Origin of the sequence: Cellulomonas massiliensis JC225, assembly GCF_000312005.1 — a bacterium.
In the GTDB taxonomy this organism is placed as follows: Bacteria; Actinomycetota; Actinomycetes; order Actinomycetales; family Cellulomonadaceae; genus Cellulomonas; species Cellulomonas massiliensis.
On the sequence record NZ_HE978588.1, the window covers coordinates 367,004 to 377,933 of the forward strand.

Sequence of the window (10,930 nt, forward strand, 5' to 3'; positions counted from 1 at the left end):
CTGGCCGCAGGATAGGTGGGCGCGCGGCGGTCGGCACCCGCGGCGCCGCGCCCTGCCGGGACGCGTCAGGCCCGAGCGGCGACGGGGAGCGCGTGCACCTCGTCGAGGCGGGCCGCGAGGGCGTCGAGGACGGCCCCGTCGCCCGCGTAGACGCCGGCGCTGCGGGGCTGGTGGACGACGACGTCGTGGAACCCGAGGCCGGCCGCCCGCTCGGCGCCCTCGAGCGCCAGCGCCAGCGAGCCGAGGGAGAAGCGAGGCGCTCCGTCCAGGCTCAGGTACCGCCGCAGCGCGCCCGGCCGGCCGGCGGCCCGCTCCGCGTCGTCCATCCGGGCGGCCTGCTCCGCGACCCCGGACCACCAGCGCTCCTGCGCGTCGGGGGCGTCGGCGTCCTCCGGCCCGAAGCTCGGCCCGTACGTGACCCACCCGTCGCCGAGGCGGGCGGCCAGCGCCATCGCGCGCGGCCCGGCGGCGGCGACGACGAAGGGGGTGCGCGGGCGGGCCAGCGTGCCGGGGACCATGCGCGCCTCGTCCGCCTCGTAGAACTCGCCCCGGTGCGAGGTCACCGGCTGCCGCAGCAGTGTGTCCATCAGCTCGACGAACTCCGTGAACCGCCGCGTGCGCTCCGCGGTCGTCGGAGCCGGCCCGGTGACGGACGCGTCGAACCCGGTCCCGCCCGCACCGACGCCCAGCACGAACCGGCCGCCGCTGACGTCGTCCAGGCCCATGACGTCCTTGGCGAACGGCACGGGGTGGCGGAAGTTCGGCGAGGCGACGAACGTGCCGAGCCCGATCCGCGACGTCACGGCCGCGGCGGCCGCCAGCAGCGGCACGGTGGCGAACCACGGCTCGTCGGCGAGCGAGCGCCACGCCAGGTGGTCGTACGTCCACGCGTGGTCGAAGCCCTGCTCCTCCAGCCGCCGCCACGTCTCCCGCTGCGTCGCCCACCGCTCCTGCGGCAGCACCACCACGCCCACGCGCACCATGCGCAGCACCCTAACGGCGCGGCCGCGCCGAGGGCGGGGCCGCGTCAGGCGTGCGTGCGCGCCTCGGTCGCGGAGGTCGCCGGCGGCTCCAGCTGGAACGTGCAGTGGTCGACGTCGAAGTGGCCCGCGAGGCACCGTCGCAGGTCGTCCAGCACGCGCCCCGCCTCGCCCCGCGCGAGCACCTCGTCGGTCACCTCGACGTGCGCCGAGAGCACCGGCACGCCCGACGTGATCGTCCAGGCGTGCAGGTCGTGCACGCCGAGCACGCCCGGCACGCCGCACACGTGCGAGCGGACCGCCGTCAGGTCGACGCCCGCCGGCGTCGCCTCCAGCAGCACGTGGGCGACCTCGCGCAGCAGCGCGAACGCGCGCGGCAGGATCAGCAGCCCGATGACGACAGACGCGACGCCGTCCGCGCGCACGAACCCCGTCGCCAGCACGACGACCGCCGCGACCACCACGGCGACCGAGCCCAGCAGGTCGCCGAGGACCTCGAGGTACGCGCCCCGCACGTTGAGCGACTCCGCCTGCCCCCGGTGCAGCAGCGCCAGGCCGGCGAGGTTGGCGACGATCCCGACCGCCGCGACCGCGAGCATCAGGCCGGCCTCGACCTCGCCGGGATGGACGAGGCGGCGCACCCCTCCGACGAGCACGAGCACGCCGACGACGGTGATGACGACGCCGTTGACCAGGGCCGCGAGGATCTCGGCGCGCTGCCAGCCGAACGTCTGCGTCGCGGTGGCCGGGCGCGCCGCGATGGCGGTCGCCCCGAGGGCGAGCGCGACGCCGGCCGCGTCGGTGAGCATGTGGCCCGCGTCCGCGAGCAGCGCGAACGAGCCCGACAGCACGCCGCCCACGACCTCGACGACGAGCACGACCAGTGTGATGACGAGCACGGCGACCATCCGGCCGCGGTGCGCCTGCGCGGCGGTGCCGTGCCCGTGCCCGTGCCCGTGCCCATGACCGGGCCCGTGACCGGCGCTCATGTCGTCCTCCGGGGCGCGCGCACGGCCGTCAGCCCCAGCCCAGCTCGTGCAGGCGCGCGTCGTCGATGCCGAAGTGGTGGGCGATCTCGTGCACCACCGTGACCGCGACCTCCTCGACGACCTCGTCCCGGTCCTCGCACAGCGCGAGCGTCGGGAGCCGGAACACCGTGATGCGGTCCGGCAGCGCTCCGGCCGCCCAGACCTCGCCCCGCTCCGTCAGCGGCGTCCCCTCGTAGAGGCCGAGCAGGTCCGGGTCGTCGGCGGGCGGGTCGTCCTCGACCAGCACGACGACGTTGTCCATCATCGCCGCGAGCTCCGGCGGGATCTCGTCGAGCGCGTCCCGCACGGCGTCCTCGAAGTCCTCGAGGGACATCTCGACCACCCGCACCACCTCCGCTCCCATCCTGCCCGGCCGCGCGCCCGCGGGGCAGGGACGACGACGCGGGAGGCGGCCGCGCGGGTGTGAGGCTGAGCACGCCGCGGCACCCGGCTTTGGAGTTCGGCAGCGCAGCCCGTATGCTCGTCTCCGGTCATCCGACGCCTCGACGTCAGGGGCGGCACGCCCTCATCGTCTAGCGGCCTAGGACCCCGCCCTTTCACGGCGGTAGCACGGGTTCGAATCCCGTTGGGGGTACGCAGCTCGTGCAGTGGAAGTGACGCAGGACAAGCAGTACCGGTCTCACAGCAGTATCGAGGCCCCGTAGCGCAGTTGGTTAGCGCGCCGCCCTGTCACGGCGGAGGTCGCGGGTTCAAGTCCCGTCGGGGTCGCTCCGTTCGCCGGTCTTCGGGCCGGCGTTCGTGTTCGAGGCTCTGTAGCTCAGTTGGTAGAGCGTTCGACTGAAAATCGAAAGGTCACCGGATCGACGCCGGTCGGAGCCACGTCGACGAGGGCCCCGCTCCCAGGAGCGGGGCCCTCGCTCGTTCCCCGGCCGCCCGGCGGGTCCCGGCGCGACGACGCCGTCACCCGGGCCCTTCGATCCACGGCGCGAGGCGGAGCCGTCACTACCCTGGAAGGCACCGAGACCTCCAGGAGGACCGAGCCGTGACGACCAGCCCCGCCGCCGGCCAGGACGAGCCCCGCCGGACCGCCCCCGGCCAGGAGCAGCCCCGCCGCCGCTTCCTCGACCGGCTCACCGAGCCGATCGCCGACCGCGCGCGCGAGAAGATCGACCACGCCGAGGACCGCGTCCGCGCCACGATCCAGTCGGAGATCGACGCCGTCTCCGCGTCCGTCCGCACGCGCGCGATCCAGATCCGCCCCTCCGCGATCCTGTTCGGCTCGTCGGCGCTGCTCGCGTTCTTCGGCCTCGCCCTGTTCGTCGTCGCCGGGGTCGTCGGCCTGGCGCACGCCGTCCCGCTGTGGCTCTCCGCGCTGCTCGTCGGCGCCGGGCTCGTGCTCGTCGCCGCCGCGCTCGCCGCCTGGGGCAAGCGACGCCTGCCGGAGGGCCCGTCCTTCTCGGTCGTGCGCGCCCGCCAGCCCGAGCACCCCGCCGAGGAGCTCGTGCACCCCTGGGCCGACTGAGCCGGACGCGTCCCCGCGGCCGGCGGCTCCACGGGCACCCGCGCCACGCAGCACTCGCGGTCGCGGGCCCGTGCCGCGAGACTGTGCAGACGGCACGCCCACGTGCCCACCCGCACCCGCGACCGCAGGAGAGGGGCTCGTCCCATGGCCACCTCGGCCCCATCGAACGACACCCGCACCGTCGGGCAGCTCGTCAGCGACCTGAGCGAGCAGACCGCACGACTCGTCCGCGCCGAGATCGACCTCGCCAAGGAGGAGGTCGCCGGCCGCGCGCGGCAGCTCGGCCTCGGCGCCGGGCTCCTCGCCGCGGCAGGCGTGCTCGCCCTCTACCTGCTCGCCGCCGTCATCACGACCGCGATCCTCGCGCTGTCGGTCCCGTTCGAGCCGTGGCTCGCCGCGCTCATCGTGACCGTCGTGCTGCTGCTCGTCGTCGCGGTGCTCGCCCTCGTGGGCGTCAACCGGCTGAAGAAGGCGTCGCCGCCCACCCCGGCGAAGGCGATCGAGAACGTGCAGGAGGACGTGGCGGCCGTGCAGGAGGTGTTCCACAAGTGAGCGACACGACGAAGGCCCCGCAGGGCGGCGACGCGGACGGCAAGGACGGCTCGGTCACGCCGTTCTCGACCCCGCGCATGGTGGAGCTGGAGGCCGAGGTCGCCGCGACGCGTGCGCAGCTGGCGTCGACGGTCGACGAGCTGGCCGGACGGCTGACGCCGCGCGCGCTGGCCGACCAGGGCGCCCAGGAGGCGAAGCGCATCTGGACCGACGCGGTCGGCTCCGACGCTCCCCCGCGCGACCGGACGCGCGCGCGCATGGTGCTGGGCGGGGTCGTCGCGGTCGTCGCGCTGCTGGCGGCTGCTGCGGTCCGCGGTCGCCGCTGACTGCGACCGCGGGACCTGGCCGCGGGCCCGGAGGGGGCCCGGCCGGCGTCACCGGACGGGTGGAGTCGTCGTGCTGCCGCCGGACGCCACCGCGGTGGAGGGCTGGTCCGTCGGCCCGGGGCCGAGGTGACGGCCCGGGTGGGAGGCCGGTCGTCGACCGGCGTGCCGTGCGCCCGCCGATGTCGCGGCGGGACGGCGGCGGTGGCGCCCCGGTCCGGGGCGCTCAGGGCGGTACGGGTCAGACGTCGGACTCGCGCTGCTGCGGGACGCCCTCGAGCAGCTCGCGCACCTCGGACTCGCGGTAGCGGCGGTGGCCGCCGAGCGTCCGGATCGACGTGAGCTTGCCGGCCTTGGCCCAGCGGGTGACCGTCTTCGGGTCGACCCGGAACAGCGTGGCGACCTCGGACGGCGTGAGCAGCGCCTCGGTCTGTGCAGGGTGGCTGGTCATCTGCTGCCTCCTGGCGAGCGAGTGGCCGTCCACGGGGCGTGCGCCCTGCGGCCGGCCGCTGTGTGCGGGACGACGGCCGGCGGCACGGTGACCGCCGTCGTCGCCACCATCATGACGGAAAGGGGCGAAAGGCGCATACCGGTGCAGGTCAGGCGGCCCTCGAGGAGGTCCGCGCGTGTCCACGCACCCGCGGAGCCGACCATGGCTGCACCTCCGTCCCCCGACGCGCCGACCCGGCTCAACACCTACCAGCCGGTCGGTCGACACCCTCAGGGTAAACCCGGCCAATGGGGTAGGCACCACGAAGGTCGGCGATTCGGGGTGTGTCGTGCCAAACACGGGCACCCCGTACCAAGCCGGGCGGGCCCTGGCGACCGCGGACCACGCCCCCCGCTCCGACGTGATGCGCGTCGCCCGTCCGCGAGTGGCCGGAATAGATCGGCAGCATGTACGGTTGCCGCACGAAGAGACGATCCAGCACCCCGGGGCCGCACGTGTCAGCACGGAGCCGCCCCGCATCCACGTAAGAGGGGGTCGATGCCATGGGGCGCGGCCGTCAGAAGGCTAAGCAGACCAAGGTGGCCCGCGAGCTGAAGTACTTCAGCCCGGACACCAACTACCGAGCCCTCGAGCGCGAGCTGGGTTCGAACGGTCACACCGAGTCGGAGCGCCGCACGTCCGTCGTCGACACCGACGACGAGGACGACGACTACCGCCGCTGGCTCGACGACGACCGCTGAGCCGACGCCCCCGCATCGTGTGAGCGCGCCCCCGGCGGGCGCGCACCCGCCGGACCTGAGCGGTCCGGTCCTCGGCCGCCCGCACGGCCGGCTCCCGACGATCGCGCCGGTCCGGCTGCGCCCGCGGCCGAGCCGCCGGTCCGATCCGGTGGCTCCCGCCCGGGACGGCGCCTGAGGTCAGACCCGGTACGTCCCGGTGAGCCGGACCGCTCCGCCGTGCACGCCCTTGGTGCCCGTCACGACGTCGGCGCCGTGGTCCTGCTCCCCGAGCGCGCGGACGCGCCCGAGCTCCCAGGCCGGCAGGCCGAGCTCCGCGGCGTGCGCGAGCACGCCGTCGACCGCGTCCGGCGCCACGATCGCGACCATGCCGACGCCGAGGTTGAGCGTCCCCTCGAGGTCGCTCCACGGCACCTGGCCCAGCCGCTGCACGAGCGAGAAGACGGCCGGCAGCTGCCAGGCCGAGCGGTCGAGGTCCGCGACGAGCCCCGCGGGGAGCACGCGCGCGACGTTCGACGCGAGCCCACCGCCCGTCACGTGGCTGAACGCGTGCAGGCCGTCCACGCCGGCCCGGCGCGCGAGCGCGAGGCAGTCGGACGCGTAGACGCGCGTGGGGGTCAGCAGCTCCTCGCCGAGGGTGCGGCCGAGCTCGTCGACGTCCCGCTCCAGCGACCAGCCGGCGACCTGGACGACCCGGCGCACGAGCGAGTACCCGTTGGAGTGCAGGCCGCTGGAGGCCAGCGCCAGCACGACGTCGCCCTCCCGCACCCGCTCGGGGCCGAGCAGCTCGTCGGCCTCGACGACGCCCGTCGCGGCGCCCGCGACGTCGTACTCGTCGGGGCCCAGCAGGCCCGGGTGCTCCGCGGTCTCGCCGCCCACGAGGGCCGTGCCGGCGACCGAGCAGGCCGCGGCGATCCCGCGCACCACGTCGGCGATGCGCTCGGGCACCACCTTCCCGCACGCGATGTAGTCGGTCATGAAGAGCGGCTCGGCGCCGACCACGACGATGTCGTCGACGACCATGCCGACCAGGTCGAACCCGATCGTGTCGTGCACGTCCATCGCCTGGGCGATCGCGACCTTCGTGCCCACGCCGTCGGTCGAGGTGGCGAGCAGGGGGCGCCGGAAGCGCGTGAGCGCGGTCGCGTCGTACAGCCCCGCGAACCCGCCGACTCCCCCCAGCACCTGCGGGCCGTGCGTCGCGCGGACCGCGCCCTTCATGAGCTCGACGGCCTTGTCCCCGGCCTCGGTGTCGACGCCGGCCGCGGCGTACGTGACCGCGCCCTGCTCCGTGCCGCTCACGGCTGGTCCAGCGCGGTGGAGCCGCCGGAGCCGGGCAGCAGCGTCAGCAGGCCGTCCTCCGGGGCGCCGAGCGGCAGCTCGTTCTGCTCGAGCAGGTGCTTGCCGAGGCGGTCGGCCGGCGGCAGCTCGATCGGGTAGGAGCCCGTGAAGCACGCGCTGCACAGCTGCGACGCGGGCTGCTCGGTCGCCTCCACGAGGCCCTCGTGCGAGATGTAGCCGAGCGAGTCGGCCCCGAGCGAGGCGCCGATCTCGTCGACCGCCAGGCCGTTCGCGATGAGCTCGGCGCGGCTCGCGAAGTCGATGCCGTAGAAGCACGGCCACTTCACGGGCGGCGACGAGATGCGGACGTGCACCTCGGCGGCGCCCGCCTCGCGCAGCATGCGCACGAGCGCGCGCTGGGTGTTGCCGCGCACGATCGAGTCGTCCACGACGACGAGCCGCTTGCCGCGGATGACCTCGCGCAGCGGGTTGAGCTTGAGGCGGATGCCCAGCTGTCGCAGGGTCTGGCTCGGCTGGATGAACGTCCGGCCGACGTACGCGTTCTTCGTCAGGCCCTGGCCGAACGGGATCCCCGACTGCTGCGCGTACCCGACCGCCGCGGGCGTGCCCGACTCCGGCACGGGGATGACGAGGTCCGCCTCGACGGGGTGCTCGACCGCCAGGCGCCGGCCCATCGCGACCCGCGCGGCGTGCACCGAGCGGCCCGCGATCGTCGTGTCGGGGCGGGCGAGGTACACGTACTCGAAGATGCAGCCGGCCCGGGCAACGGGCGCGAACCGCGTGCTGCGCAGGCCGTCGGCGTCGATCGCGACGAACTCCCCCGGCTCGATCTCGCGCACGAAGCTCGCCCCGACGATGTCGAGCGCCGGCGTCTCGCTCGCGACCACCCAGCCGCGCTCGAGGCGGCCGAGCACGAGCGGGCGCACACCCTGCGGGTCGCGCGCGGCGTACAGCGTCGTCTCGTCCATGAAGACGAGGCTGAACGCGCCGCGCAGGCGCGGGAGCACCTCGAGCGCCGTGGCCTCCAGCGTGTGGTCCGGGTCCCCCGCGAGCAGCGCGGTGATGAGCGCCGTGTCGGTCGTGTTGCCGCGCGCGAGCTCGCCGCGCCGCTGGCTGCCGTACCGCTCCGCGACGAGGTCGACGAGCTCGCCGGAGTTGGTGAGGTTGCCGTTGTGCCCGAGGGCGACCGTGCCGGCGGCCGTCGCGCCGAGCGTGGGCTGCGCGTTCTCCCACGTGCTGCCACCGGTCGTCGAGTACCGGGCGTGGCCGATGGCGATGTGCCCCTTCAGGGCGTCGAGCGCGGTCTCGTCGAAGACCTGGGAGACCAGCCCCATGTCCTTGTAGACGAGCAGCTGCTGGCCGTTCGACGTCGCGATGCCGGCCGACTCCTGGCCGCGGTGCTGCAGCGCGTAGAGGCCGAAGTACGTGAGCTTCGCGACCTCCTCGCCGGGAGCCCAGACCCCGAAGACGCCACAGGCGTCCTGGGGGCCCTTCTCGTTCGGGAGCAGGTCGTGGTTGAGACGTCCGTCTGCGCGGGGGGCCACGTGCTCCATGGTCGCACACGGGCGCCGCGGCGCGGACCCGTGTCCGCGACCGGGCGGCTCGTCAGCGCGCGCGGCTGCGCCGGTCGGCGAGCACCGCGAGCGCACCGCCCAGGAAGCCGCCGAACACCGCGCCCGCCACGGCGCACACCGTCCGGACGGTCCCGTGGCCGCCCAGGAACGAGATGAAGCCCGCGTCGGAGACGACCGGGACGGCGGGCTGCAGCGCGATCGCGAGGACCAGCCCGACGACGAGGCCGAGGAGAGCGCCGACCGTGATGAAGGCGCCGAACTTGGGCGCCCGCCGGACGGTCGCCGGCACCGCCTCGCGCTCGAGCTCCTCCTCGGTGGGCAGCGCGTCGGACGCCGGGCCCTGGGGCTCTCCCGGCGCGCCCGCCGGCGTCGGGTCGTTCGCCGGGGCGGGCTGCTGCGGGTCGGTCTCGGACGGCACCCGGCGATCCTAGGTCAGCCGAACCCCGGTCCCCGCCCCCCGGTCTCGGCTACGGTGCCCGTGGTGACGCCGCGCGTCACCGGGGTTGCCCGACAGTCGCCGCCACCTTCTCCCGCGGTCCCGGACCATGCCCACCGGAACCGGTTCGGCAGCGGCTCGACTCGAAGGACGCTCATGACCCTGCTCCCGAGCACCGCGCGCCGCGGACCGGCCCGCACCCGTCGTCGCACCGCCCGCACCCGCCTCGTCACCGCCCTGCTGGGCGCGCTCGTCCTGGTGGGGGGAGCCGCGCTCGTCGTCGTCACCGCCCCCGCCGGCACCGCCGCCCCCACGTGCGGCACGCTGTTCGACGACTTCAGCTACACCTCGCGCACCGACCCCGCGCTCGCCTCGCACGGCTGGCGCGTGCGCACGAGCGCCGGCGGCCCCGGGGTGGGCGGCGCGGCCTGGTCGGCCGACAACGTGACGTTCGACTCGGTCGACGGTCAGCGCTCGCTGCGCCTGCGCGCCGCGACGAACGGCACCGCGGCCGGCACCTCGCACGCCGAGGTCTCGCAGCAGGCGCGCCGGTTCCGCGAGGGCACCTACCTCGCGCGGATCAAGTTCGCGGACGTCCCGGAGAGCGGTCCGGACGGCGACCACGTCAACCAGACCTTCTACTCGATCTCGCCGCTGGCCTACGCGTTCGACCCCACGTACTCGGAGCTGGACTTCGCCGAGTACCTGCCCAACGGCGGCTGGGGCACCTCGACGCCGACCGACTACGTGACGAGCTGGTACACCTACCAGGCCGACCCGTGGGTGGCCGACAACCAGTCCACGACGCTGGCCGGCAGCCTGGCCGGGTGGCACGACGTCATGGCCACCGTCGGCGGGGGCACGATCCGGTACTACGTCGACGGCCGCCTCGTCGGCACGCACAGCGGCAAGGTCTACCCGCGCCAGGACATGTCGATCGACTTCAACCAGTGGTTCATCGACCTCGCGGGGCACGGCAGCGGGACGAGCGTGTGGCGGCAGAGCGTGGACTACGTGCTCCACGCCGAGGACCAGGTGCTGACGCCCGCGCAGGCGGGCGCCGCGGTCGCCTCGCTGCGGCAGCAGGGCCTCGCGCACGTCGACACCATCGGCCGGCAGTCGGGCTGCTCGGCGACACCGCCCGCGCCGACGCCGAGCGCGACGGCGACCCGGACCCCGACCGCCTCACCGACGCCCACCGCCTCGCCGACGCCCACCGCCTCGCCGACGCCCACGCTGCCGGCCGGCACGCGCACGGTCGTGAGCGACCTCAACGGCAAGTGCCTCGACGTCCCGGCGTGGAGCTTCTCGCCCGGCGTGCGGGTCGTCATGTGGGCCTGCGACGGCGAGACGAAGCAGCGCTGGCAGGCCGTCGGCCGGACGCTGCGCACGCAGAACGACCTCTGCCTCGACGTGGCGGGCGCCGGCACGGCCAACGGCACGCCCGTGCAGATCGCCCGGTGCAACGGCAACGCGGCGCAGGACTGGGTGCTGGGAGCGGACCGCACGCTGCGCAACCCGGCGTCCGGACGCTGCCTCGACATCGACGGGTGGCGGGCGACCGACGGCGCCCGGCTGATCGTGTGGGACTGCCACGGCGGCGCGAACCAGCGCTGGCGGCTCGTGTGACGTGACGGCGCGGGCGCCGGGTCGACGCGGCCCGGCGCCCCGCGTCAGCGGGCGCGCGCCGCCTGGAGCGGGAGCCACGCGTGCAGGTCGGCCCGCTCGCCGGAGGCCCGGACGAGCCCCGCGTCGACCGCCTCGAACCAGCCGAGCCGTCCGGACGCGAGCGCGAGCCAGGTCTGCGGGTCGGTCTCGACGACGTTCGGCGGCGTGCCGCGCGTGTGCCGGGGGCCCTCGACCGCCTGGACGGCACCGTCCGGCGGCACACGCACCTCGACCGCGTGCCCGGGCGCGACCTCCGCGAGCTCCTCGAGCGTGAACCGCACGGCGGTGCGGACGTCGGCGCGCGTGGCGCCCGAGGGGTCCGCGCGCCACGCGGCGAGCGCGGCGCGCCCGGTGGCGGGGTCGGTACGGCGACCGGACGGGCACCCCCCGATGATG

13 protein-coding genes and 3 tRNA genes are annotated in these 10,930 nt (G+C 75.3%); 8 read left to right on the forward strand and 8 right to left on the reverse strand.

Annotated elements, in window-relative coordinates; all coding sequences use genetic code 11:
* Positions 1–65: 65 nt before the first annotated feature.
* Genes HGCM_RS01690 through HGCM_RS01700 form a run of 3 tightly spaced genes read right to left on the reverse strand, consistent with a single transcriptional unit; the run spans position 66 to position 2,342 of the window.
* Positions 66–983, reverse strand: coding sequence for an LLM class flavin-dependent oxidoreductase (locus HGCM_RS01690; RefSeq protein WP_019135164.1), 918 nt, complete (start codon positions 981–983; stop codon positions 66–68).
* A gap of 44 nt (positions 984–1,027) precedes the next feature.
* Positions 1,028–1,969, reverse strand: coding sequence for a cation diffusion facilitator family transporter (locus tag HGCM_RS01695; RefSeq protein WP_019135165.1), 942 nt, complete (start codon positions 1,967–1,969; stop codon positions 1,028–1,030).
* Between the two features lie 28 nt (positions 1,970–1,997).
* On the reverse strand, positions 1,998–2,342 hold the full coding sequence (locus HGCM_RS01700; protein ID WP_081596426.1) for a metallopeptidase family protein: 345 nt from the start codon (positions 2,340–2,342) through the stop codon (positions 1,998–2,000).
* 188 nt (positions 2,343–2,530) lie between these two features.
* Here HGCM_RS01700 and HGCM_RS01705 point away from each other — a divergent pair.
* The 6 genes from HGCM_RS01705 to HGCM_RS01730 all read left to right on the forward strand — a co-directional run bounded on the left by HGCM_RS01705 (position 2,531) and on the right by HGCM_RS01730 (position 4,369).
* A tRNA-Glu gene (locus HGCM_RS01705) sits at positions 2,531–2,603 on the forward strand.
* Positions 2,604–2,663: 60 nt separating this feature from the next.
* Positions 2,664–2,737 (forward strand) — tRNA-Asp (locus HGCM_RS01710).
* Positions 2,738–2,775: 38 nt separating this feature from the next.
* A tRNA-Phe gene (locus HGCM_RS01715) sits at positions 2,776–2,848 on the forward strand.
* A 163-nt stretch (positions 2,849–3,011) separates the two neighbouring features.
* Positions 3,012–3,491: a phage holin family protein gene (locus HGCM_RS01720; RefSeq protein WP_019135167.1), complete on the forward strand. Its 480-nt coding sequence runs from the start codon at positions 3,012–3,014 to the stop codon at positions 3,489–3,491.
* 144 nt (positions 3,492–3,635) lie between these two features.
* Positions 3,636–4,043, forward strand: a complete 408-nt coding sequence (locus tag HGCM_RS01725) for a phage holin family protein (RefSeq protein ID WP_019135168.1) — start codon at positions 3,636–3,638, stop codon at positions 4,041–4,043.
* Positions 4,040–4,369, forward strand: coding sequence for a DUF3618 domain-containing protein (locus HGCM_RS01730; protein ID WP_019135169.1), 330 nt, complete (start codon positions 4,040–4,042; stop codon positions 4,367–4,369). The genes HGCM_RS01725 and HGCM_RS01730 overlap by 4 nt, the downstream gene beginning before the upstream one ends.
* 238 nt (positions 4,370–4,607) lie before the next feature.
* Here HGCM_RS01730 and HGCM_RS01735 read toward each other — a convergent pair whose 3' ends face one another.
* Positions 4,608–4,817 (reverse strand): BldC family transcriptional regulator, encoded by a 210-nt coding sequence (locus HGCM_RS01735; RefSeq protein WP_019135170.1) that lies wholly within the window; start codon positions 4,815–4,817, stop codon positions 4,608–4,610.
* A gap of 542 nt (positions 4,818–5,359) precedes the next feature.
* On the opposite strand from HGCM_RS01735, the gene HGCM_RS01740 reads away from it, so the two are divergent.
* Positions 5,360–5,557, forward strand: coding sequence for a DUF3073 domain-containing protein (locus HGCM_RS01740; protein ID WP_026075183.1), 198 nt, complete (start codon positions 5,360–5,362; stop codon positions 5,555–5,557).
* A 177-nt stretch (positions 5,558–5,734) separates the two neighbouring features.
* Here HGCM_RS01740 and purM read toward each other — a convergent pair whose 3' ends face one another.
* The 3 genes from purM to HGCM_RS01760 all read right to left on the reverse strand — a co-directional run bounded on the left by purM (position 5,735) and on the right by HGCM_RS01760 (position 8,848).
* Complete coding sequence (gene purM / locus HGCM_RS01750; RefSeq protein WP_019135173.1) at positions 5,735–6,856, reverse strand: phosphoribosylformylglycinamidine cyclo-ligase; 1,122 nt, start codon at positions 6,854–6,856, stop codon at positions 5,735–5,737.
* Positions 6,853–8,400 (reverse strand): amidophosphoribosyltransferase, encoded by a 1,548-nt coding sequence (gene purF, locus HGCM_RS01755; protein WP_019135174.1) that lies wholly within the window; start codon positions 8,398–8,400, stop codon positions 6,853–6,855. Before purF ends, purM begins: the two co-directional genes overlap by 4 nt.
* 61 nt (positions 8,401–8,461) lie before the next feature.
* Positions 8,462–8,848: a hypothetical protein gene (locus tag HGCM_RS01760; protein WP_019135175.1), complete on the reverse strand. Its 387-nt coding sequence runs from the start codon at positions 8,846–8,848 to the stop codon at positions 8,462–8,464.
* A gap of 174 nt (positions 8,849–9,022) precedes the next feature.
* Between HGCM_RS01760 and HGCM_RS19215 the strand changes: the two genes are divergently transcribed.
* Positions 9,023–10,495: an RICIN domain-containing protein gene (locus HGCM_RS19215; protein WP_019135176.1), complete on the forward strand. Its 1,473-nt coding sequence runs from the start codon at positions 9,023–9,025 to the stop codon at positions 10,493–10,495.
* A gap of 44 nt (positions 10,496–10,539) precedes the next feature.
* On the opposite strand, the gene HGCM_RS01770 is transcribed toward HGCM_RS19215, so the two are convergent.
* Positions 10,540–10,929, reverse strand: a complete 390-nt coding sequence (locus HGCM_RS01770; RefSeq protein WP_026075184.1) for a sterol carrier family protein — start codon at positions 10,927–10,929, stop codon at positions 10,540–10,542.
* Position 10,930 lies beyond the last annotated feature (1 nt).